Annotated in this window: 18 protein-coding genes; 9 read left to right on the top strand and 9 right to left on the bottom strand. The window is 54.0% G+C overall.

What is annotated here, in order from left to right; translation table 11 throughout:
* Positions 1–80 precede the first annotated feature (80 nt).
* From C3F13_19495 to C3F13_19465, 7 genes are all read right to left on the bottom strand, one after another.
* Positions 81–1952 carry a hypothetical protein gene (locus C3F13_19495; protein PWB49581.1) on the bottom strand — a complete coding sequence of 624 codons (1872 nt, stop codon included), beginning with the start codon at positions 1950–1952 and terminating at the stop codon, positions 81–83.
* A 136-nt stretch (positions 1953–2088) separates the two neighbouring features.
* Positions 2089–3027, bottom strand: a complete 939-nt coding sequence (locus C3F13_19490; protein ID PWB49580.1) for a metallophosphoesterase — start codon at positions 3025–3027, stop codon at positions 2089–2091.
* A gap of 45 nt (positions 3028–3072) precedes the next feature.
* Positions 3073–4530, bottom strand: a complete 1458-nt coding sequence (locus C3F13_19485; GenBank protein ID PWB49579.1) for a trimethylamine methyltransferase — start codon at positions 4528–4530, stop codon at positions 3073–3075.
* A complete protein-coding gene (locus tag C3F13_19480) occupies positions 4527–5480 on the bottom strand; it encodes a carbohydrate kinase family protein (GenBank protein PWB49578.1) in 954 nt (317 codons plus the stop codon). Before C3F13_19480 ends, C3F13_19485 begins: the two co-directional genes overlap by 4 nt.
* Positions 5477–6727, bottom strand: a complete 1251-nt coding sequence (locus tag C3F13_19475) for a hypothetical protein (protein ID PWB49577.1) — start codon at positions 6725–6727, stop codon at positions 5477–5479. Before C3F13_19475 ends, C3F13_19480 begins: the two co-directional genes overlap by 4 nt.
* A gap of 44 nt (positions 6728–6771) precedes the next feature.
* Complete coding sequence (locus C3F13_19470) at positions 6772–9198, bottom strand: FAD-dependent oxidoreductase (protein ID PWB49576.1); 2427 nt, start codon at positions 9196–9198, stop codon at positions 6772–6774.
* Between the two features lie 3 nt (positions 9199–9201).
* Positions 9202–10014, bottom strand: a complete 813-nt coding sequence (locus tag C3F13_19465) for a DeoR/GlpR transcriptional regulator (protein PWB49575.1) — start codon at positions 10012–10014, stop codon at positions 9202–9204.
* 193 nt (positions 10015–10207) lie between these two features.
* On the opposite strand from C3F13_19465, the gene C3F13_19460 reads away from it, so the two are divergent.
* From C3F13_19460 to C3F13_19430, 7 genes are all read left to right on the top strand, one after another.
* Positions 10208–11008 (top strand): hypothetical protein, encoded by an 801-nt coding sequence (locus C3F13_19460; GenBank protein ID PWB49574.1) that lies wholly within the window; start codon positions 10208–10210, stop codon positions 11006–11008.
* Between the two features lie 3 nt (positions 11009–11011).
* Positions 11012–11821: a hypothetical protein gene (locus C3F13_19455; GenBank protein PWB49573.1), complete on the top strand. Its 810-nt coding sequence runs from the start codon at positions 11012–11014 to the stop codon at positions 11819–11821.
* Between the two features lie 115 nt (positions 11822–11936).
* On the top strand, positions 11937–14372 hold the full coding sequence (locus C3F13_19450; protein ID PWB49572.1) for a hypothetical protein: 2436 nt from the start codon (positions 11937–11939) through the stop codon (positions 14370–14372).
* 214 nt (positions 14373–14586) lie between these two features.
* On the top strand, positions 14587–15462 hold the full coding sequence (gene kbaY / locus C3F13_19445; protein ID PWB49571.1) for a tagatose-bisphosphate aldolase: 876 nt from the start codon (positions 14587–14589) through the stop codon (positions 15460–15462).
* Positions 15463–15553: 91 nt separating this feature from the next.
* Positions 15554–16654, top strand: a complete 1101-nt coding sequence (locus tag C3F13_19440; protein PWB49570.1) for a hypothetical protein — start codon at positions 15554–15556, stop codon at positions 16652–16654.
* Between the two features lie 45 nt (positions 16655–16699).
* On the top strand, positions 16700–17479 hold the full coding sequence (locus tag C3F13_19435; GenBank protein PWB49569.1) for a phosphatase: 780 nt from the start codon (positions 16700–16702) through the stop codon (positions 17477–17479).
* Between the two features lie 72 nt (positions 17480–17551).
* Positions 17552–18127: a hypothetical protein gene (locus C3F13_19430; GenBank protein ID PWB49568.1), complete on the top strand. Its 576-nt coding sequence runs from the start codon at positions 17552–17554 to the stop codon at positions 18125–18127.
* A 19-nt stretch (positions 18128–18146) separates the two neighbouring features.
* Here C3F13_19430 and C3F13_19425 read toward each other — a convergent pair whose 3' ends face one another.
* Together C3F13_19425 and C3F13_19420 are read right to left on the bottom strand one after the other, a co-directional pair.
* A complete protein-coding gene (locus tag C3F13_19425) occupies positions 18147–19130 on the bottom strand; it encodes an anion permease (protein ID PWB49567.1) in 984 nt (327 codons plus the stop codon).
* 21 nt (positions 19131–19151) lie between these two features.
* Positions 19152–19772 (bottom strand): DUF47 domain-containing protein, encoded by a 621-nt coding sequence (locus C3F13_19420; GenBank protein PWB49566.1) that lies wholly within the window; start codon positions 19770–19772, stop codon positions 19152–19154.
* 351 nt (positions 19773–20123) lie between these two features.
* Between C3F13_19420 and C3F13_19415 the strand changes: the two genes are divergently transcribed.
* Together C3F13_19415 and C3F13_19410 are read left to right on the top strand one after the other, a co-directional pair.
* Positions 20124–21710 (top strand): hypothetical protein, encoded by a 1587-nt coding sequence (locus C3F13_19415; GenBank protein ID PWB49565.1) that lies wholly within the window; start codon positions 20124–20126, stop codon positions 21708–21710.
* Positions 21711–21739: 29 nt separating this feature from the next.
* Positions 21740–23155, top strand: coding sequence for an aspartate aminotransferase family protein (locus C3F13_19410; GenBank protein ID PWB49564.1), 1416 nt, complete (start codon positions 21740–21742; stop codon positions 23153–23155).
* The last annotated feature ends 9 nt before the right edge of the window (positions 23156–23164 follow it).

Here is a 23164-nt window from a genome sequence, read left to right as displayed (position 1 = left end):
CAATTAATCTAGTTTGGAGAGTGTTTTTACAGCGAATTGCCTGTTTCTCATATTTCTCCACAACGCCTCTTACCTGTTTTCTACTCAACCGGGATTTCCTTGTAAACTTTCTCGATCTGAATACCCTGTCTCCGCCGGTAAGCGCTGAAGCCGAAATAGATCGCAGCCGCAACGATGTAGTTTATCAGCATGAAGATCATCGAATTAACGTTTGACCAACCAATGGCATAACTTGCTATTCCATCTGCAGTCTGTGGATCCCAAAACCACATAACCAGCAACCAGTCGAGAAAGCCCAGGAAGATCAAACCTGCCAGGGTAATAACAGGCATGGCTTGACTCGCGGTGATGCCCTTGACTACGTGGAAGAAGATCCATATCAATATTACCGCGTTGATAATGGTAAGTATCGCCAGCATAAGCACCACAAACCAGGTGGTGCCACCTGCAGCAACCGCGCTTAAGCCACTTAGCACCGACCAACCGTACTTGAACGAAATATAAATGAGGTAGATCGAGAACAATCCATAAGCGATCGTTACGATCCAACCTAGCCAGATGGGTACCTTATACTTAGCGATAGGAGATCCGTCAAACACATCCTTGGCTCTCCAGGGCATGATGATCCCGGCAACTGTTGAACCGAAGAAGGTGATGGCGATGACCACCGTGGCGTCCAGCGCCAGGGTATTGAAATTAAATATCTTAAAGGCATACAAGTATGAGATGATCAGCGCTGGGATCACCATGAGCAGCAAGGCAAAGAGGGGTGTCTTGGTGCGAGGTTCAATTTTTGAGACCCACTCAGGTAGCATGCGGTCGATGGCAGCCGCAAAGATCACCCTGGTTGAGCTCAGAAAGAGTGTTCCGGACCAGCCGAACCACCACAGGCTCATCAATAGCACCACGATGAACATGATCGCCGGGCTCTTGACCAGGAAGGTGGCAAACAGAGCCGGGTAAGGCCAGATGGGTAATGGTGGTGGGGTAGTGGTGTAGCCAAAACCCCAATTCCAGAAGGCGCCATTGGAATTGTTATAGAAATCCCAGCCGATGGTCTTGCCGATCAGCAGGAAGAAGATAACCGCACCTACCGTAGTGACCACAATGGCCATGAACATGCCCATAAAATTACGCTTGTAATCTGAAGCGCCGCGCACCTCACCATATAGGGTGGAACCCCAGTTTGGCCACAGGTTGAAGAAAGTGAGCATGGGCACTAACAACATGCTGGCACCGATAGCGAGTGGGAATAAAGGTCCAGCGACCGTCCCTGCGTCTGCACCCGCCTGCATGGTGGCTGCGTACACATCTCCACCTTGCGCACCGAACATGGGGGCCATGGAATTGTAATTAGCCACGAAAGTGTCATGGTTGCCAAACAGTAGCAGACCGAAAACGATCGCCAGGCCGACCAGCCCACCCCAGAAGCAGAACTTCTGGATACGGGCATACCATTTCATACCTATGGCAATATAAATAAACACGATCAAGCATACGGAAGCCATGCCGACAAACTGCCCTGTGTTTGTTAAGAACCAGAGGGCAGCATCCTTGAAACCTGCAATGGCAAGCAGCGGTGTATAAACCTCGTAGGTCAGCATCTGGCCATAGAGAGGGGTCCACAGCCACAGGATGAACCACCAACCTGTGACAGCCAGGATGAAGCCGATCGCCCGGTTCAGGATACGGCTCTGCCAAACGTAATCACCACCAGCACGCGGCATGGCTGAGATCAGGCTGGCATATACAATCACTTCAAATATGGTGAAGATGGCTCCAATCACCACCCCACTGATCAAACTGCCCCCAAAATAATAACAATAAGAGAAGATAAAAAGCCCGAGAGTGATCAGATTGATAGAGAAAGTGGAGTAAATGAACGCATCAAACACCGACCAGGCCCTTACCAGGCCGCTTGCTTTGCGAACGAATAGAGAAACGTCACTCATTGCATTCTCCTTTTTGGTTATGTAGCTTCCGAACTACCTGGAAGCTTTGGACGAGAAAAACCTTCGGACCTGACCTTCTGCTTATACAAACATCAATCCCGGATAATTGCCTCCTTTCCAAGCACCCTCCACGAACCTATCCCGTGGTAAGTAAATAGTTACCCACCTTTTGGGGTTTTAATTCGATGACTAAACCATTCAACATACCCTGTTCATACATGCTGCCAGGGTTGACACACAGGGTCTTCTTGTATTTTCGTGTACCCTTGCCCTCGTGGATATGGCCATGCAAACCCAATAGTGGTTGATATTTGTCGATCATTTTCATCACCGCATGGCTTCCAACCGGGATCATTGAACGGCCTGCATAGGCCGGGCGGAGATCCTTGGTAAGCTCAGGGGCTTCATCCAATCCACTGCCGAAAGGGGGAGCATGAAAGTTGAAGATTGCCTGGGAAGGATTCTTAACCTTGCTGATGATGTCTTCCAGCCGTTTAAGTAAGGCTTCCTCAGGTTCTTCTCGGTGTGTGTTCCACGGGGTTGGGTTTGACCAGCCCGAATTGGCCATTTCGTGGTGCTCATCCAACGTCACCACCTCGCCCTCCAGGCTGCGCACGTACTTTGAAGCTGCAATGACAGGGTCAATCTCAAACACATCGTCGTTGCCCGGGCAGACGAAACATTGGATGCCCGTTCCAGCAAGTTTGGCGTCAGCATAGTCCATCCAGCGCTGGATGGTTTTGAGCACCTGCTCCATGAACAGTGCATCCTGCCTGCCAGGGGTGGATACGAGCGCCTGAACTTCGTCGGGATCGGTCACATACGGGTAGTAACCCCGGTTCTGGATGGTTTGCACCATCCGATCTACTTCTTCTTTCCCGTGCAGGATCGTCACCTGCTCCAGCAGGGTTACCTTATAATCGTCACCGCCCTGGGAGATAATCGGGATGATGGCTTTCCCGGTCATGTCACCCCCCAACACCAGGGTGTCCACCTCATAAAATTTACTGGCGGCCAGGAATTTCTTCCAACAAACCTCCGAGCCGTGTACGTCGGTAGCGAAATATAATTTCATCGGTTATTCCTCTCCTGCCAGTGTGCAGGTTGTACTGCACATATTTTAATCCTGAAACCCCATGGGCATCTCCAGGTTTCCCGAGACTAGGTCTCTGAACTCGAAGCGGATACGCCGCTCGACATCTTCGGGAAATACCACCGTACTTCCAGTGGTCAGGATTTCGCGCATACGCCCCATGGCATGTGCATGCGTATCGAGTGAGCCTTTCTTCTCCCAGGTTTCGCGCGCATCTCGATCGGCTAGTTTGGTAAGCAGGGCTTCGGTTTTCATGCGTTTTTTGGTGTGCTGGCTGAGCATGAACGACCCGCTCGGTTTCACCTGGGCAATCACCTCCAGCCCCAGCTCCTCCTCGTCAAACTGGATGCCCCGCTTCAGGCGTTTGAGCATCTGGGCGATCTCATCGTCGATGACCGCTTTGGCGAAATCGAAGGCCTTGAGGGCATCCAACAGGCCGCCCATATTGAGCATATCAGCCCCTCCTAACACACCTGCCACGGTCGACATGCCGGTCTCATAACCCGACTGGGCATCGTTGATCTTGGAATTGGACAGGCCAATATACCCTCCGCAGGGCACGTTGTAAAAGCGGGCCATCTGGGCAAATGCTATGTGCAGCATGCCGCATTCAATCCCGCCCGAAGCGTAGGCTCCGGTGCGCATGTCGGCAACCGTCGGCAGGGTGGCGTAGATCGTCGGGCTGCCTTCCTTCACCATCTGCAACAACACTGAAATTGCCAGGAATTCTGCGTTGCCCTGGGCCAGAGTACCCGCCATTGACATCGGTGAAGTGAGACCGGCATTGGGCACGATACTTGGATAAACCGGCAGGCCCTGCCTGCAAAAGTAAATCATCGCCTGCGTGGATAAGTGGTCCATCGTCAGGGGTGACACCACCGGGCAGTAATGATGGGTCACAAAGGGATGCTCACGGTAGGCAGCTTCGCTCCCCGCGATGGCATACAGCAGGCGCATAATTGCCTGGATATCCTCCATATCCTTGGTGGTACTGCGTACCGGCTTGGTGCAGTACTTCAAGGCCGGGTACAGGCGGGCCAGGGTAAATTGACCCGGTGGAGCATCATCGGCCAGGGTTGAGACTGAGAATACATCGTAGGCGGGTAAAGCGTTGATCAGGTGAGCGATACGGGCAATATCATCCGAACGCGCCCGGCGGGCTTTTCCGCTCAGCGGGTCAATCACTTCGGGTGCTGAGCTACCGGTGACAATCACCGGTCCGTCTTGAGGCAAAGTGCGGTCAAACTGCGGATCGCGGCCGTAAAAAGTGAAGGTAGGTGGCAGCATACGCACAAACTTCTCAACCACTGCCGGTGAGAAGCGCACGATTTGGCTCTCCCCATCCACCTGGCAGCCGCAGCGTTTGAAGATTGCGCGCGCCTCCTCGTTCCGCACCAGCAGACCAACATTCTCAAGGATCTCCAGTGAGGCGGTGTGGGTACGCTTAACTTGTTCCGGGGTAAGTAGGGTGGCAAAATTGATCAATCGTCGCTCCTTTTGGGTGCATCGTCAGTGGGTACCGTCTGCTCGGCGCGCAGCTGGGCAGCCAATTCTTGAATTTGTGCTACGGGGAACATCTTCAGCCCAGGGCGAGTGACTTTCAGGGAGGCAGCTGCGGTGGCAAAGCGCAAAGACTCCAACAGGCTCCACCCCCGTAAATAACCAAAAATATACCCAGCAGAGAAAGTCGCTCCGGCCCCGCAGCCATCCACCACATGCATCTTGGGGGCATAAATGCGTGCCGCCTGCTCCCCCTGAACGCCCAGGCAGCCTTCCTCGGCCATGGTGATCAGCACCGTCTGCACGCCGGCTGCCAGCAGCTTGTGGGCAATTTCCATGGCAGGCACGTTGCCGTGTTGGGCTTCATCGGTCACCGCCTGGCAGATCGTAGCTCGCCCCGCGTAGCGCTTCAGAAGATCAAGGTCAAAATGGCCGTACTCAAAATTTAAAAACACCGGCACGTTTACCCGTCTGGCTTCATCCATAGCGCGCACGATGTGCTCTCCATCGTACCAGTCCACATACAGCATGCGCGCCCCTTCGATCAACGACAGGTCTGCGCTATCCAGTGTATCCAGTACTTTTTCAGGCCGCTGCCAGAAGTAGGTTCGTGCCCCAGTCTCATCCGAGACATCCACTTCCCATGGGGTGCTGATCTCGGTGGAGAAACGCACTTCCCCGCTTACGCCCCAGTCATGGAGTTGCTTCGCCAGCAGGTGACCACGCGGGTCGTCGCCGACGGTGGTCCCAATCATGGCGGTCGGCAGATCCCACTGGCGCAGCAGGCAGGCCACAATGGCAGCATCATCAAAGACGAACTCGCTGACCTCTTTGACCAGCGCCCCGCAATTGTGTGCTGGCAGCTGCTCCACCACCATGATAGCCACCGGGGTAAGCATACCAAAACCGACGTAAACGGGCTTTTGCTCACTCATTTCTCGATGTGATTCCTCATCTCCTGAAGATACCAGCGGAGAAACCGGTCGAGGTTGTACTCTTTATACTTCGAGAGCGGTCCAGGCGAATAGGCATGCGAGTTGACGCCCGCCTGCTGGTTGGTGCAGATGTGCCAATCCTGCTGAGCAGTTAATAACCAGAAGGGCAATAGTTTATCCAGCTCGTAATCCTTGCCTTCCTGAGCTTTTCCGTCCACCAGCCAGATCATGCGGATATCGGTATTGGCAAGGCCGCGCGGGGTGAGGCGCACCGCCACGCTATGGTCACAGCTGGCGTGAATCCAGAAATTCGGCAAGGAGCGGATGCGCAGGGTGCCTACCTCCGGATCGGTGTAATCACCCATCAGGGGCGCAACCTGCTTGCCATCCATCGATTCGCTGACGTAGCCTTCCACTAATGGCGTGCGGTTGGCAGCATACCAGATTCCACGCTCGGGGTCAGGGAACTCAGTCATCCCTGTCTCCTCCCGAAGAGACATGCCCTGGGCGGCCAGCTTGAATTCAAGGCGGGTGGTAACCCTTTTCAGGTGCTCAACCACGCGTGGGATGGCATTATCGGCGTTATAGTGGTCAAAGTTGGCTTTGATGTACTGGGGGTGGTTTACATTGCAGTGATAGCACTCGCGGTTGTTTTCCCACACCAGCTTCCAATTAGCCTTCACATCAAAATCCATGATCTTAGCTACTTTCCCACGTGCCAAACCTTGAGGTTTGGCAACCGGGCCAATGGCCTTTTCTACTGGGTTGAAATCAACCGGAGTCTCAGCCAGGCTGATGAAGATCATCCCTTCCACTTCCCTGGCATAGGCCTGGTGCAGGCCAAGCTGCGATTTATCCAGGTCCTCCTGCATGCCGCGTTGGAGCAGCAGGTTTCCGCTGAGGTCGTAGGTCCACTGGTGGTAAGGGCAGATGAAGCGCTTGAGACTTCCTTCAGCTTCCTGGCAGATCACGCTGCCACGATGACGGCATACATTGTAGAGGGCGTTAACCTGCCCGTCATTCCCCCGTACGACGATGACCGAATCGCCTTCCACGTTGTAAAGGAAATAATCACCCGGGTTGGGGATCTGGCAGGAATGCCCGGCGAAGAGCCAGCCTTGCCGCCAAATCGCTTCCATTTCCGCCTGGTAAAGCAGCTCATCGTGGTAGAACGGTCTTGGCAGGCCATGGTTTGGCTGGCGGCTTTCCAACAGTGCTTTTATTTTCTGTGCTTCTTGTGTCTCCATAGGAACACCTCGCACGGGTACAGATACTAATTATTAAGAATGGATCAAGCCCTTACGCGCTCTCCCTTGGGATCGAATAGCACCATGGGGGTCACCTTTCCCGGGTAGCGGCCTTCGACCAGGTCAAGCTCCAAGGCGGTGCCGGTTTTAGCTAGCTCCACGGGCAGGTAAGCATACAGGATATTCTGCTTAAGTGTATACCCATACCCACCGCTGCGTACCCGGGCAATGACCTTACCCTGGTAATATACCGCCTCCCCTCCATAAATCTGGGTATATGTATTCGCATCTAGCACCAGGGTGCACAGCTTGCGTTGCAGGCCAGCCAGTTTTTGCCTGACCAGTGCATCCTTGCCGATAAAGCTTTCCTTGGAGAGATCGACACAGAAGCCCAATCCTGCCTCAAACGGTGTTTCAAGCTGGGTCACATCGGCGGTGTAATAACGATAACCCTTTTCCAGCCTGAGAGTGTCGAGCACCTTATAACCACCTGGTTGTATGCCGTATTCCTGACCGACGCTCATTAAAGCATCCCACACCGGCGTGGCCCGGTTATTGGGGATGTACAGCTCCCAGCCCAATTCGCCGATATAGCTCACCCGCTGTGCCCAGATGCTGACCCCATTGATCTGGATCATGCCGGCGTGCAGGTAGGGCATCCCCTCGTTAGAGATGTCGTCGCTGGTGAGATTTTGTAAGACCAAGCGTGCATTAGGCCCCCATAATGCCAAGCAGGCGTACTCCTGGGTGATGTCGCGAATGCTAATTGGTCCATCACCTTCCTGCTGGTACATCTGCAGCCAGGCCAGGTCATTCCCGATGAAAGCCGAGCCCGTGATGACCCAGAAGCAATCCTCCGCCAGGCGTGAGATGGTGACATCCGCTTCGACCCCACCGCGTGAATTCAGGAATTGGGTATAGATCGCTGAGCCCACAGGTTTGTCAATGTTGCTATCTGCCACCCGCTGCAGTAGGCTCAGCGCACCGGCACCGCTTACCTCGATCTTGCCGAAGGAGGTCAGGTCGAACAAGGCAACCCCTTCACGCGCCGCTTGATGCTCTTTACCAACCCACTCAAAATACGGCGGCTGCTTCCAACCCCACTTGCGCTGATCTTCACCCATCCGTCGCCAGGGTTTATCTGATTCAAAGTAATTCACGCGTTCCCAACCAAATTTTTCGCCGAAGACTGCTCCCATCTCCTGCAGGCGGTAATGGACGGGGCTCACCCGGTGCGGGCGTACCCACTCATATTCATCATTTGGAAATCTCAGGCGGTAGTAATATTTTACGCACTCCCGCGTTCGCTCGCAGGCATATTCGGGGTCTGAATAATAATTGGCAAAGCGCGTTGCCCGGTAGGCATACACATCCTGGGTCGCTTCGCCACCTATGATCCATTCCGCTATCAGCTTGCCAATCCCACCAGCCCCACCGTAACCATTAAGTGACATGCCCGCTGCGATCCACATGCCGCGTACCCCAGCCATCGGGCCAAGCATGGGCTGGCAATCGGGGGTGTAGGCACCAGGATGGCACACCAGGGTGATGATGCCCGCTTGCTCCAGGAAGGGGATACGCCGGATGGCGCCTTCCAGTAGTTGCTCAAAGCGGTTGTAATCGGCCGGCAGGGTTGCATCGCCATGCTCCCAGGGCACCCCATCGATCCAGCGTGCCAGTGGGTCGGGTTCGTAGCCTCCGATCACCAGGCCTCCTGCTTCCTGGCGCATGTAGACCAGGTTATCCGGATCCCTCAGGCAGGGTGTGCTGGCTGCAAATTCATGACCACTGACTGCCTTCAGTGCAATGTGCTGGTGGTCAACCGGGGTGGTGGGGATGTGCAACCCCGCCATAGCAGCTACCTGGGGTGCCCACATGCCCGCGGCGTTGACCACAATCTCCGTGCGAATGGCTCCCTGGGTGGTGAGCACACGTTGGATCTCGCCTTTAGGTGAGAGCTCAAACCCGGTCACACGCGTACAGGTTTTTACCTCCACGCCCATCTCGCGCGCCAACCGCACCATGGTGGTCGTCGTGATGTAGGGGTCGAGCTGGCCATCCCTGGGCAAATAGATCGCCCCATACAGGTTTTCCCTGCTCAGCTGGGGCATGATCTTAAGCGCCTCTTCAGGTGAGATGATCTCCACATCCATGCCGATTGCCTTGGCGCGGCTCACACTACGGCGCAACTCAACCAGCTGGTCGGGCGAGGAAGCCACCCGCAGGCTGCCGACGTGGTCAAACAGCTTCAGCCCGCTGTAGAGCTCGATGCTGTATTTACGGAACTGCATCAGGGTCTGCGATGTGGCAAATTGGGTCACCAGCCCTGCGGCGTGCGAGGATTCCCCACTGGCAATCTCGCCCTTGTCCAATAACACCAGGTCTGTCCAGCCCATTTTCGCCAGGTGATAGGCAATATTTGCTCCCACGATCCCCCCACCGATAACGACGACACGTGCTTGATCTTTCATCTACTACTTCCGCCTTTCCATGGAATTATGGTTGTCCTTCCCATTCGCAATGTGAATTTTAACTAAATGTGCATCCAACGATTCAAGCGTGGTAGGATCGATCTCGGCATCGGTGACAAGATGATCAACCTCATCGATGGTGGCGATCTGGAAATTTGACACGACGCCCCACTTGGTATGGTCAGCCACGATAAAGATCTCCCCCTTGGTCCGCTCGATCATCAGCCGGATGATCTCTGCTTCCGCGCTGGATGGCACAGTGCAGCCGTGGATCAGGCTGATCCCATCCACCCCCAGGAACGCCTTGTCGGCATACACCTGGCGCAGATTCTCCAGGGCGAATCGCCCCGCCACCGAGTTGGAATGCGGCTGGAATTCGCCTCCCAGCAAATACGGCTTGCAGCCCGTCCCGCCACCCTCCAGCACCGCCACCAGATTATTGGTGAACACACTGATTCCGCCATTCGCGCGGATATTACGAATCACCTGGGCGGTGGTCGTCCCGCTATTGATAAATACCATTTCACCATCATTAATGAGCGAGGCTGCCAGCTCACCGATTTGCCGTTTTTCGTCTGGATTAATGGATGCCCGTTGGAGATATTCAGGCTCCAAGGTCATGCGCTGGCTGAGGATGGCTCCCCCATGGGTTCTCTCCAGCACACCTTCACGCTCCAACCATTCCAGATCGCGCCGCACCGTCGCTTCGGAGGCCTTCAGCATCCGAGACAATTCGTCCATCCGGACGATCTTGTGGATAGCTAGATACCCCTGGATACGCTCTCGCCGCTGAGCTGGAATGAGAGATTTACTCATTGTGTTACATATTCATTCGGTTGTTCTGTGAAGGGAATTGAAATTTCGCATGGTAGATTATATTAGAATCTGAAGAAATTTGCAAGATTTTGGCTTTTTTATTATAATAGCTATCATATTTTCCCATCGTACAGCAATTTACCACCAAGTTCAACGCAAGCTCAACGCCAGTTTCTCAGCATAGGAGCAAGGTATGTTAAACAGTTCTGTCGGGATGGGTGAGCAGGATCGTGCAGAACGGGAAAAGTTCGAGAATGAGTTAAAACGCATTCTCACCGCCAGCAGTGCGGCCGGCATTGTCATGCGCGTGATCGGCTCCCTGGCCTTCCAGATGCACTGCCCACAGTTCGGTTATCTTCAGGCTGCCATGGGTCGCCGCTATACTGATATTGATTTTGCGGCGTATCGCAAGCAGACCAAGGAAACCCGCGTGTTAATGGCCGGCCTGGGTTACCAGGAGAACCGCGAGGTGTTCATCGTCTCAACAGGCGATCGAGCTATCTTTGAGCGGCCAGAAATCGGCATCCACATCGATGTGTTCTTTGATAAGCTGTCTTTCAGCCATGTGATCTATTGGAACAACCGCCTGGAAGTTGATAACCCGAGCATACCCCTGGCAGAGATGCTGCTCGAAAAAATGCAGATCGTGCAGATTAACGAAAAAGATGTGATCGATACCATCATGCTGTTACTTGAGCATCCCTTTGGTGATCAGGATAAAGAGACGATCAACATTAAACACATTGCCAGCCTGTGCAGTAACGACTGGGGGTTGTGGCGAACCACTACCATGAACCTTGAGAAAGTATCTAAATTAGCCCAGGGGTACGACCAGCTCATGCCAGACCAAAAAGAGAAGGTCGCTTCACAGGTTAGTAGCGCCCTGGCCCGCATTGAAAAGGAACCTAAATCCATGGCCTGGCGCTTACGCGCCAGGGTTGGCGATCGGGTGAAGTGGTACAAAGACGTTGATGAAGTTCATACGCAGGAGTAAGCCATGAAAAAACGTGTCCGTGATCTCATGCACCGCGGGTTGCACACCTGCCGGCCTGATGCAACCCTTGGCCAGGTGGCAGTGTTGCTTACCCAGGAGCATATCCATGCCCTGATCGTGGTCGATCTGGTCAACATCCCCCAGGGCATCATATCCGATTATGACTTACTGGCCGGCGAATGGCTGGCAACCGATGCCCAAGGGTTAAAGACCATGCGTAAGCTGACCGCCGGTGAGCTGATGTCAACCCCCATTGAAACCGTCGATGCTGACGTGCCTGTGGACGACGCTGCCCGTATGCTGGTCGATAAGGACATCCAGCGCCTGTTAGTCACCGAGGATTCTGTGCCGGTAGGAGTCGTTTCATTATCAGACTTCGTGGCCAGCATTGCCCAGGAAGAAAAACACCGCCGCGAGATCGTGGCGGATGTAATGTCCGATTCCATCCTGGTCTGCCGGGATAAGACTCCAATTATCTCGGCGGCGCGCACCATGACCCAGGCGGGATGGCGTTCCGTGCTGGTGGTGAATGCTCAGGGCAAACCGGAGGGTGTGGTCAGCGGAAAGGATTTGCTGCCCTATGTGGTGAGCGGTGTCGATGAGCACCTGACCGTGCGCGACATTATGCACCCGCCCCTCACCATAGATATGCATGCTCCCTTGCAGGAAGCAGCCAGCTTGATGATCCAGAAACACTACCACCGTCTGGTGGTGATCGACAGAGAGAATCCGCAGGCTTTTCCATTGGGTATCATCTCGTCTTTCGATATTGTGGCCGAAATGGCCAAACCCGATTCAATCTGGCAGAAATAGAAACATTGATCATTGTCGGAAATCCGTCATAGTGAACATGACCTTGATGAACATTAATGAAATTTCTGCTTATCCAATCCAATCTGCACTTATTTCTTCAAGGAGGTAGTTGATTATGTCTAATCTTCCCACTCATGCCCAGGTCGTCATCATCGGTGGTGGTGTCGGCGGCTGCAGTATCGCTTACCATCTCACCTTGATGGGCTGGAAGGATGTCGTCGTCCTCGAACGGCACGAGCTCACCAGCGGTTCCACCTGGCATTCAGCTGGTCTGGTTGGTCAGATGCGCTCGGATGCCAACCTGACCCGCATGATGCACTACAGCACCGACCTGTACAGGCGCCTGAAACAGGAAACTGAGCAGGATACCGGCTGGCGTGAGGTGGGTGGCCTACGCCTGGCCTCGTCTCCCGAACGATTAGAGGATATCAAGCGGCTGGTGGGCATGGCCCAATCCTTTGGCGTCCCCATGCAGCTCGTCTCCCCCAAGGAAGCATATGACCTGTTCCCTCTCATGAATATGGAAGGCGTGGTCGGCGCCGCCTATACCCCCAATGATGGGGTGATTGATCCGACCGGGCTCACCAATGCCCTAGCCATGGGTGCAAAGAAGCGCGGGGCACGATTCTTCACCGATACCAACGTAGAAAAGATCACCCTGAAGAACGGACGGGTCAACGCCGTGGTAACCGATCAGGGAACCATCCAGACCGAAGTCGTGGTGAATGCGGCAGGTCAGTGGGGTGGTGAGGTCGGGAAAATGGTCGGCCTCAATCTGCCCGTGGTCCCCATGGCCCATCTGTATATCATCACGCGCCCGATCGAGGGCGTGGGGCATGATTTTCCCACCCTGCGTGACCCCGATTTGCTCGTTTACTGGCGTGAGGAGGTGGGCGGTTTGGTGACCGGCGGTTACGAACGCAACCCGGCTCCCTTTGGCTTGAAAGGTATCCCGCGTGATTTTAAATACAAGCTGCTCCCCCCCGATTGGGAGCGTTTCACCCCACTCATGGAAAACTCCATTAAACGCGTCCCCGCCGTTGAGACGGCTGAGGTAATCCAGCTGTTAAACGGGCCGGAAGGCTTCACCCCTGATGGCGAATTCTTACTGGGTCCAACCTCTGTCAAAGGCTTCTGGGTGGCTTGCGCCTTTTGTGCCCATGGGCTGGCTGGCGCGGGCGGAATTGGAAAGACCATGGCTGAGTGGATCATCGACGGCCACCCCGAGTGGGATGTCTGGCGCCTGGATGTCCGCCGTTTCGGTTCCAACTACAACAGCCAGGATTACACGGTGGCGCGTACGATCGAGACCTACACCCAATATTACGACATCCATTACCCTAGCGAAGAACGCTTGTCCAGGCGTGGCTTGCGCTTATCGCCGACCTACACCCGCCTGCAGGCCCTGGGTTGCCATTTCGGTGAGAAGACCGGCTGGGAGCGACCCAACTGGTTCAAGCCCTATGAAGAAAAGGCTCGCCATGGGCACGAGCCGAAAGGCTGGTCACACCACAACTGGTCGCGTGCCATCGGCTATGAGCACCTGATGACTCGTGCAAATGCCGGCTTATTCGACGAGACATCCTTCAACAAATTTGAGGTGCGCGGTCCAGGTGCCCTGGCTTTCCTCAACCACCTGTGCGCCAACGATATTGACCAACCGGTGGGTACCATCGTCTATACCCAGTGCCTGAACAAACGCGGCGGCATCGAGTGCGACTTCACTGTTACCCGCCTGGCTGAGGATCGCTTCTTCATCATCACCGGCACCGCCTTCGGTCAACACGACCTTTCCTGGCTACGCTTGAACATGCCCGAGGATGGATCAGTATCCATTGAAGATGTCAGCTCGTCTTACGTCTGCCTCGGTTTGTGGGGGCCCAAGGCACGCAAGATCCTCGAGAAGGTGACCAGCGCAGACGTCTCCAACGAGGGTTTCCCCTATATGACCGCCAAACACATCATGGTCGGGGATGTACCCGTGCTGGCCAGCCGCGTGACCTATGTGGGTGAGCTCGGCTGGGAGTTTTACGGCCCCATGGAATTCGGCTTGCGCCTATGGGATACTCTATGGGAAGCCGGCCAACCCGAAGGACTGGTGGCTGCCGGATACAAAGCCATCGACACACTCAGGCTGGAAAAAGGTTATCGATATTGGAGCAGCGAGATCAGCCCCGATTACACTCCCCTGGAAGCCGGCCTGGGTTTTGCTGTCAAGCTGGACAAAGCGGAGTTCATTGGCAAGGAAGCCCTGCTGGACCAGAAGAAAAGCGGGGTCACTCGTAAATTGTGCTGTCTGACACTCGATGACAGCCGCACCATTGCCCTTGGTAAGGAACCCATCCGCACCAAGGAGGGTAAGGCTATCAGCTGGGTAGCTGCCGGTGGATATGGCTATTCAGTAGAAAAAAGCATCATCTATGCCTACTTGCCCGTTGAGTATGCCAAAGCACGCACTGAATTTAAGGTTGAATTCTTTGGAGAACAGGTGGGTGCAGTTGTTGTCCAGTCACCCTTGTGGGATCCAAAGGGAGAAAGAATCAAAGCGTAATCAGTTAGTGGTGGGCTCAACACTACGTCTCGACGCACCAGTAGCCCAGTGGAGCAGTTTAACGACCATCCTTCTACGCTCAGCACTGTGGAAACCTTCCCCAAGGGTTTCACTGGTCTTGAAGGATTTATTCATGATAGAATGAACCTGCGCCAATAAGGTAGGAATCATTATTATCCAATATCCATGACATCCATTTACTAAGGAGGTAAATATGTCGATTGTCAACGCGAAAGAAATCATGGTGGAAGCTGCCAAGGGGAAATACGCCGTTGGCGCCTTCAATATCACCGATATCAACCAGATGGAAGGGGTGATCGAGGCAGCTGTTGCCAAAAAAGCGCCACTCATCATCCAGACTTCGGTCAAGCCTTCCAAGTTCTTGGGGGTTGATGTGCTGGTGGCAGTCTATAAGACCATCGCTTCATCTGCGCCGATCCCCATTTGCCTGCACCTCGACCACTGTACGGAAGTCGAACACTGCAAGATATGCGCGGATGCCGGCTATACGAATATCATGATCGATGCTTCCAAGAAATCCTTTGACGAGAACATCCAGCAGACCAAGGAGGTGGTCGATTATTGCCACAAGCTTGGGAACATTTCTGTCGAGGGCGAGCTGGGCACCGTCAGCGGTGTTGAAGACCAGATCAAGGTAGCTGAAGATGAGACCCAGCTGGCTAATCCCATCCAGGCAGTTGAGTTCGTCGAGCGCACCGGGTTGGATATCTTTGCCCCTGCCATTGGCACCGCCCATGGTGTATACAAGACCAAGAACCCCAAGGTCGATTTTGAGCGCCTGGGCGAGATCAACCAGCTACTCAACGGCAAGACGATCAAGACCCCCCTGGTGGTGCACGGAGGTACGGGTTTACCCGAAGATTACATCAAGAAGCTGATCGAGATGGGTGGGGCGAAATTCAATGTGTCGACCGAACTGAAACGCACCATGATCGATGCCCAGTATGATTACATCAACACGCACCGCGAGGAATACGATCCCGGCAAGGTCGATGCAGCCGTCAGGAATGCGATCCGTGGGGCAGTCAGCCACTGGATTGACATGCTTGGCAGTGCGGGTAAAGCTTAACCATTCAAAAATAATGAACATAAGGCATGGATCAACAGCGACCCACGCTTGATAGTTTAAATTAAAATTATCTAGGAGTATAAAGATAGCAATGAAGAATATCGACGAATATTATGTTCCCTGGGTGAAAGGCATCCCCATGTACGTCTCAGGTCACATTGAGCTGGCCTGGCGAAAACCCGAGCTACACCGCATGATGTCCAATGAGAACCCTAACCCACCGTCCGAGAAAGTTTTGGAGACGCTGATCAAGTATGCCAAGATGGCCAACCGCTATCCTGACCAGGGCTTGGTGGTGCGCGGTAAGATTGCCGAGATCAACAACCTGGCTGGCCCCGAAAATGTGATGCTTGGCAATGGCTCCAGCGAGGTTTATGACAATATCTTCCGCTGTTTCCTGGCACCTGGGGAAGAGGTCATCCAGCACACACCCTGCTTCGGCATTTACAAGCTGCGCGGCACCATCCTGGGTGGCAAGATGGTCAGTGTCCCCATGGTTTACAAGGATAAATACATGCACTACGATGCCGATGGGATCCTCAAGGCTATCACCGATAAAACCAAGATCATCGTGATCGCCAATCCTAACAATCCCACCGGGAATTTCATGGATGCCAAGGACTTCGTGCGCATTGCCGAGACCGGTATCCCCTTCATCGTCGACGAAGCTTATGTCGAGTATGCCGGGTTGAAGCTGTCACAGGTGGAGTTGACCAAGAAGTATAAGAACGTGCTTGTCACCCGCACGCTTTCCAAGGCTTACGGCCTGGCAGGCTTGCGCTTTGGCTATGCCATGGGTGACAAGGATGTGATCGGTCAGATTTCAGCTGCCTTGCTCCCGTGGAATGTGGGCACCATCCCCATGTGGGCTGCCCTGGCTGCCCTGGAAGATACAGAAGCGCTGGCTTTCCGCGTGAAGTTCAACAACGCCGAGGTGGATTACATCACCGAAGCTCTCAGTGAAGTCCCCAACCTGGTCATCTTCCCGTCCAAGGCCAACTACATCCTGTTTGACTGTGGGGCAACTGGCAAGAAGGGGAAAGATATGGTGGCTTTTGCTGAATCGAAGGGTCTCATCTTCCGCCCCGAAACCGAAAAATACGGCTCAGACGGCTGGTTCCGCATCACCATTGGCACCAAGGAAGAGAACCGCATGGCTGTCGAGGTCGTCCGCGAATTTTTGACCAGCTAGGTGTTATACAAACCGGCAGAGTCCCCAACCTGCAGGTCAACACAAATGAGGAGAGCGATTATGGGAAAGATTAAAGCTGTGTTCTTCGACCAGGACGGAGTGATCATCGACACCGAGCGTGATGGTCACCGGGTGTCCTTCAATATGACCTTCAATGAGTTTGGTTTTACCGACGAGTGGTCGGTGGAGTACTACCACGAGCTGCTGCAGGTTGCGGGTGGTAAGGAACGCATGAAGCATCACCTGCAGACCAAGGGTTTCAGTAAGCCCATTCCGCCTGAACAGGTGGATGACCTGATCAAGGCGATGCACAAGCGCAAGACCGCCATTTTCGTTGAGCTGATCGAATCGGAGAAGCTCCCTTTACGCCCGGGCATCCATCGCTTCATGAAGGAAGCCATGGCAGCTGGTTTGAAGATCGGCGTTTGCACCACCTCCAACGAGCAAGCCGCAAAAGCCGTCACTGAGAAGATTCTTTCAGATATCAAGTTCGATATCGTGCTGGCTGGAGATGTGGTCAGCAAGAAGAAGCCCGATCCTGAGATCTACAACCTGGCCCTCAGCCGCCTGGGATTGAAGCCGGAAGAGATTTTTATCGTTGAAGATTCGAAGAATGGCGTTCTGGCAGGCAAAGCTGCCGGTGCAAAAGTACTGGTGACCACCAATTCTTACACGGAGAAGGAGGATGTCTCTTCTGGAGATATCATCGTCACCTGCCTGGGTGACCCCGATGGTGAGAAAGGCAAGCTGAGCAAGGGTGACAAGACTCTGAACTTTGATGGTGTCTTGCATGTGAGCCAGGTGGTGGATTACTTCTCAAAGTAGTCAGGACCTAAAAAAACTAAAGGGCGCAAAAGTTCATTTTGCGCCCTTGTATTTAACGAATACAATATCCTTATGTCTGATGAGCTGCTTGATGTAGTCAATAATAATGATCAGGTAATTACCCAGGAGACGCGTTCGGTTGTTCACCGCCAGGGTCTTCGCCACCGGGGTATCCACGTTTTACTCTTCACCCCCGACGGTGAACTATTGGTGCAGGTGCGTGGCAGGCTCCAGCAAGCGTTCCCCTTGGCCTTGGATTGTTCTGTATCTGAGCATGTAAAAGCTGGTGAGAGTTACCTCCAGGCTGCTCGGCGTGGCTTGTGGGAGGAGTTAGGTCTTCAGCGCATACGTCTGTATCCCATGGTCAAGTTCTCGATGCAGTACGGCATTAACGACCTTGAGATTTGTTCGCTTTACTGGGGCAAGGTGAATCCGGCTACGGTGAATTTCGATCGTGGGGAAGTGGAGCGGATTGCTTACTATCGGCTGGCAGAACTTGATGGGTTAATTTCACGCCACGAGATTCCATCAAGCAGCTGGTTCATCCACATCATTGCCTGGCTCCAGAGCCGCCCAAATGACATGCAGCAGATAAAAGCTTATTCTCCCAGGTATCGCCTCGCCCTGAATACATGGCTTGGGCAATAGGTTTGAAGTGAAGGACGGTTTACTGAATCAGGCGGGAAAAGAGCGAATAGAGACCAGCCGACAGTAATGCAGACGATGGGATAGTAAGCAACCAGGCAGTGGCGATATTTCGTCCGATCCCCCAGCGGACCTTGTTGATCCGTTCCGAAGCTCCCGCGCCCATGATGCTTGAACTGACGACTTGAGTGGTGCTGACTGGCCCCCCCAGCAGCGAGGCACCGATGATCACCCCTGCTGATGCCAGCTGGCTGGCAAAACCATCCACAGGCCGGATCTTATAAAACTTACCTCCCACAGTGCGGATCAGGCGCATACCCCCAAACGCTGTGCCAAGGGCCAAGGCCAGGGCGCAAATTACCTGTACCCACGGCAGGACCAAGAAGACGTGCAAATAGCCTTCGATCATGAAGGCCAGCGTGATCATGCCCATCGATTTGGCACTATCATTGGCTCCCTGGCCAAGTGCCAGGGCGATCACGCTCACCAGCTGGCTGCGTTTGAACAGGTTATTAACCTTGGGGGAGGCATTCCAGCTCAGCCGCAGCAACAGGGTGAGCAGCAACCAGCCCATGGCGAATCCAATCATCGGAGACACAAACAAGCTGATCAGGACTGTCACCAGGCCATTCATCTGAATCGCCTGCCAGCCTGCCTCCACCAGCACCGCTCCCACAAAGCCTCCCACCAGGGCATGCGAATAACTGCTCGGTAGGCGCAGGAACCAGGTCAACAAGATCCACAGGATGGCACTAGTCAAAGCAGCCAGGATGACCTGAATGGTGATCGAATTGGGTGTGACGATATTCCGACCAATGGTTTTAGCCACTTGCACGCCAAACACCAACGGCCCCAGGAACTCCGCCACAGCCGTAATGAATAAAGCAAGCCGAGGAGGATACGCCCGGGATGAGATCATCGTTGCAATGTTGCTTGAATCGTGAATGCCTGTTATGAAGCTAGCCACCAGCGCCAGCCCAATGACAGCCAGGAGGATAGGAGACATTATTAGTTGGAATATGTATTTTTAGGCGATCTTTACTACAATATCCGCGATCACGTTGGCAGCCTCATCGCCTCGGTCGGCTGCGTTGCTGAGGTGGCGATACACCTCGCGCGATTTCATCATCTTGACCACATGCTTGATATCCTCGGCTCCCCTGAACAAATCAGCCAGGGCTTCCCGGTACACCCCCTCCACCCGGTTCTCCATGGCTTTGGCACCCTGGGCATGGTTGTTGGCCACTGCGGGGTGCTCTTCCAGGCAGCACACCGCCAGGTATAGCTCGTTGGCGGCATCGCGTAGCAGTGAGGCAATGGTTATCATATACTCTGTCGGCGCCACCTTCAATATCTCCATCTCGCTCACGGTGCTGTAGGCATAATCCAATACATCGTCAATGGTTCGCGAGAGAGCAAAGATATCCTCCCGGTCGAAGGGTGTGACGAAGGTCCTATTCAGGTCGTCGATCAAGATACGCCGGGCTTCATCAGCAGCTTTCTCCTTCACCTTCAATAATTCTGCCGCGGCTGTATCCTGGGTTTCCATGTAAGCCTTCAGGGCATCCAGTCCCTCCAGGGTGAGCTTTGCCTGGTTACTGATGTGCTCAATAAATAAGTTCGGGCGTTTCTTGAAAAATCGTTTCATGACTTTCTCCAAATAACGGGGGTGCACTAGCTTGAGTAACCCTGATGTAACGGCTGAAATGAGATTTCAAAGAGTATAGCACAGGAAGGCTCCAAACTTGCCTTGATTTTCCATTAGCGCGTCGGTGACGCAGACCAGATCGTTGGCATGAACAAACTTGTGGGAAAGCCTATCAAATCGTCGGTCAGATTCTTCATGAGCACACAAGGAAGGATGGCAATGTTGACGACAGGATACGCTTGATTAGTCAGTTCCCTGTGCTTTGTATATACATTTATACATATATGATATATAATCGCCAGAGACAGGTTCGTCCAGCCGTTTAACATAACCAGACAGGAGGATTCAACGATGATGGAAGGCAAACATCCAGATGAGGTTGTCCTCGTTATCGACCTGGGGACAGGTGGCCCGAAAGTTGGTCTGGTCGACCGGGAAGGTGGTGTCGCTGCCTGGACCTCGGCCCCTGTGCAGCTGTTTTTTCTCCCAGGTGGGGGCGCCGAGCATGACCCGGCCGAGTGGTGGACGAGCATCACCACCTGTGTGAAGAAGGTGATGCAATCCTCGGGAGTATCGCCGAAATCTATCATCGCCGTGGCAGTTACCAGTATGTGGTCTGTCACCCTGCCGGTGGACGAGCAGGGGCAACCCCTGATGAATGTTATGTCTTGGATGGATCTACGGGGTGCGCCTCATAACCACGAGCTGGTGAAAGGCTTCCCGAGCATTCAAGGATACAAGCTGACCACCCTGCTTAAATACCTTGATAAACACGGCTTTCCTCCCTCGCCTACCGATGCGCTGGGCCACATGCTATATATCAAGCACGAGCGGCCAGAGATTTACCAGCGCACCTATAAGTTCTTTGAACCCACCGATTACATCAACATGCGCCTGACTGGTAAGTTTGCCGCCACCCAGAATACCGTGCTGCCCATGCTGGTCGTCGACAATCGTCGTCTCGATCAGCAGGATTACGACCCCTGGCTAATCAAGATGAGCACCATCGACCGTGAGAAACTTCCCGACCTGCACCCCATTGATGGCATCCTGGGAAATCTTACCCCAGCAGCCGCGGCAGAGCTTGGCCTCTCCCCAGAGACGGTAGTTGTGTGCGGTGTAAATGACAACAGCACCTCGGCTGTGGGTGCCGGTTCGATCGGTGATGCCGAACCAGCCGCCTGCATGGGAAATTCGGGGCACATGGCCTTCCATTTACCCTTCAAAAAAGGTGATTTGACCCACACCATTTGCACCATACCATCCGGGATCAAAGACAGCTACCTGTTCTGGGCCGACCTGGGGAATAACGGCAAGGTGCTTGAGACCAGCTTAAAGAACTTGTTCTGCACGCAGGACACGCTAAACCCAGGCGCAGTTCCCGCTGAAGTGTTCGCCCACGCCGACCAGGCAGCCTTGCAAGCTCCTCCTGGCAGTGGAGGTGTGCTCTTTATGCCCTGGTTCAACGGCATCCTGTCACCCGGCGAAGACGTCGCTGTCCGCGGCGGCTTCTTGAACATCTCGCACAGCACCACCCGCAGTCACCTCATGCGGGCTGTGTATGAAGGCCTGTCCATGAACTGGCGCTGGCTGCGTGGGCCAGCAGAAAAACTCTCTGGCCGTACCTTCAGATACTGGCGGCTCACCGGCGGTGGGGCACTATCTGACGTATGGGCGCAAGTCATGGCAGATGTGGTGGGCATCCCCATGCACCGCCAGGCCAATCCCCGCCTGCACAATGTGCTTGGGATGGGGTTGCTAGCCTACAACCGTCTGGGGCTGGTGAAACTGGAGGACATCCCCGCCATGGTCAAATTCGACCGCATCTTCGAGCCAAACACCAAGACAATAGCTCTTTACGACGACTTATTCGACCGGTTACTGGAAGCCAAGGATCGCTTGAAACCGGTCTACCATAAGCTGAACAATAATCTGTAAACTAACGACCATTTAAAAGGATAGATACCGTGTCTGACGAACAAGATTCATTCGACTTATTCGGTGAGATGCACCCTTACAACAAGCTTTTCGAGGTTTACTCCCGGCTCCCTGAGAAGGGCTCAAGCGAGGAGGAAGTCTTGGAAGAGCTGGCGTATATGTCTACCGAAGAAAACAAGAAGTGGCAAACCGGGCAGTGCTCTGGGACGATGTATCACGGAGGTATGGAGCATTATGAATTCCTGAACAAAGTCTTCAGCATGTTCTCTTATGTAAACATGCTTCAGCGCGACCTGTGCCCCAGCATGACCAAGTTTGAAGCCGAAGTGCTGTCGATGGTCGGGAAAATGCTGCATGCTGATGAGGTGACAAAGGTCAACCCGATGGATGAAGAAGCAGGCGCAGTGACTTCAGGTGGTACGGAAAGCATCTTCAATGCCATATACGCGTACCGTGAATGGGGGAGGGACACCAAGGGGATCAGCTCACCGGAGGTCATCGCGCCGACAAGCATTCACCCCGCCCATGTTAAAGCAGCTCACTACCTGGGGATGAAGATCGTACACGTGCCGGTTACCTCGGACTTTGAAGCGGATGTCGATGCAATGCACGCCAAGATCAATGCCAACACGGTTGCCCTGGCTGGAACAGCTGGCACGTATCCGCACGGGGTAGTTGATCCGATCAGCAGGATGTCTGACCTGGCGTTGGAATATGGTCTGGGTTTGCACGTGGACGGCTGCCTGGGTGGCTTCCTCCTGCCCTGGATCGAAAAACTCGGTTACGATGTGCCGGTCTTCGATTTCCGCCTGCCGGGTGTCACCTCGATATCCTGCGACACACATAAATACGGCTATTCGCTTAAAGGCACATCCACCATCAACTTCAGGAATAAGGACCTCCGCCGCTATATTTACTTTGCCCAGGAAGACTGGCCGGGCGGTGCTTACTGTTCCCCCACCAACCAGGGCAGCCGGTCGGGAGGTCTGGCAGCAGCGATGTGGGCGGCCATGGTGTGCATGGGCGAAGAAGGCTACCTGAAAGCCGCCAAAGCCATCATGGACACATCCATGCGTATCCGCGAAGGAATTGCCGATATCCCCGAGATGCGTATTATGGGTAAGTCGACCTTCCTCATAGCATTAACCTCCGATGTGGTCGATCCGTACTTTGTGAACGACTACCTGTACAAAAAAGGCTGGCGGATGAATGGCTGTCAGGACCCACTCGGTTTCCATTTTTGCATCACGCTGCCGCAGACTCAACCTGGGATCGCCGAAAAGTTCATCCATGACCTCAAAAACGGAGTCGAGTTTGCCAAGCACCCACCTTATGAGGTTTCCAAAACAGGCTTCCTATACGGCATGGGTGCCTCACCCGATGGACGCGAAATGATGCGCCTGGGCTTAAGTGGATACCTGGATGCCAGTTATGAAATCGAATAACTTGCCGAG

Source organism: Anaerolineales bacterium (genome assembly GCA_003105035.1).
In the GTDB taxonomy this organism is placed as follows: Bacteria; Chloroflexota; Anaerolineae; order Anaerolineales; family UBA4823; genus FEB-25.
Note: the sequence above shows the minus strand (reverse complement) of the source record. Positions and strands in the feature narration are given on the sequence as shown.

Excerpts from the sequence above, each read along its gene's own strand:
- C3F13_19495 (PWB49581.1), bottom strand. The coding sequence starts at position 1,952 with ATGAGTGACGTTTCTCTATTCGTTCGCAAAGCAAGCGGCCTGGTAAGG.
- C3F13_19490 (PWB49580.1), bottom strand. The coding sequence starts at position 3,027 with ATGAAATTATATTTCGCTACCGACGTACACGGCTCGGAGGTTTGTTGG.
- C3F13_19480 (PWB49578.1), bottom strand. The coding sequence starts at position 5,480 with ATGAGTGAGCAAAAGCCCGTTTACGTCGGTTTTGGTATGCTTACCCCG.
- C3F13_19475 (PWB49577.1), bottom strand. The coding sequence starts at position 6,727 with ATGGAGACACAAGAAGCACAGAAAATAAAAGCACTGTTGGAAAGCCGC.
- C3F13_19470 (PWB49576.1), bottom strand. The coding sequence starts at position 9,198 with ATGAAAGATCAAGCACGTGTCGTCGTTATCGGTGGGGGGATCGTGGGA.
- C3F13_19465 (PWB49575.1), bottom strand. The coding sequence starts at position 10,014 with ATGAGTAAATCTCTCATTCCAGCTCAGCGGCGAGAGCGTATCCAGGGG.
- C3F13_19460 (PWB49574.1), top strand. The coding sequence starts at position 10,208 with ATGTTAAACAGTTCTGTCGGGATGGGTGAGCAGGATCGTGCAGAACGG.
- C3F13_19455 (PWB49573.1), top strand. The coding sequence starts at position 11,012 with ATGAAAAAACGTGTCCGTGATCTCATGCACCGCGGGTTGCACACCTGC.
- C3F13_19450 (PWB49572.1), top strand. The coding sequence starts at position 11,937 with ATGTCTAATCTTCCCACTCATGCCCAGGTCGTCATCATCGGTGGTGGT.
- kbaY (PWB49571.1), top strand. The coding sequence starts at position 14,587 with ATGTCGATTGTCAACGCGAAAGAAATCATGGTGGAAGCTGCCAAGGGG.
- C3F13_19440 (PWB49570.1), top strand. The coding sequence starts at position 15,554 with ATGAAGAATATCGACGAATATTATGTTCCCTGGGTGAAAGGCATCCCC.
- C3F13_19435 (PWB49569.1), top strand. The coding sequence starts at position 16,700 with ATGAGGAGAGCGATTATGGGAAAGATTAAAGCTGTGTTCTTCGACCAG.
- C3F13_19430 (PWB49568.1), top strand. The coding sequence starts at position 17,552 with ATGTCTGATGAGCTGCTTGATGTAGTCAATAATAATGATCAGGTAATT.
- C3F13_19425 (PWB49567.1), bottom strand. The coding sequence starts at position 19,130 with ATGTCTCCTATCCTCCTGGCTGTCATTGGGCTGGCGCTGGTGGCTAGC.
- C3F13_19420 (PWB49566.1), bottom strand. The coding sequence starts at position 19,772 with ATGAAACGATTTTTCAAGAAACGCCCGAACTTATTTATTGAGCACATC.
- C3F13_19415 (PWB49565.1), top strand. The coding sequence starts at position 20,124 with ATGATGGAAGGCAAACATCCAGATGAGGTTGTCCTCGTTATCGACCTG.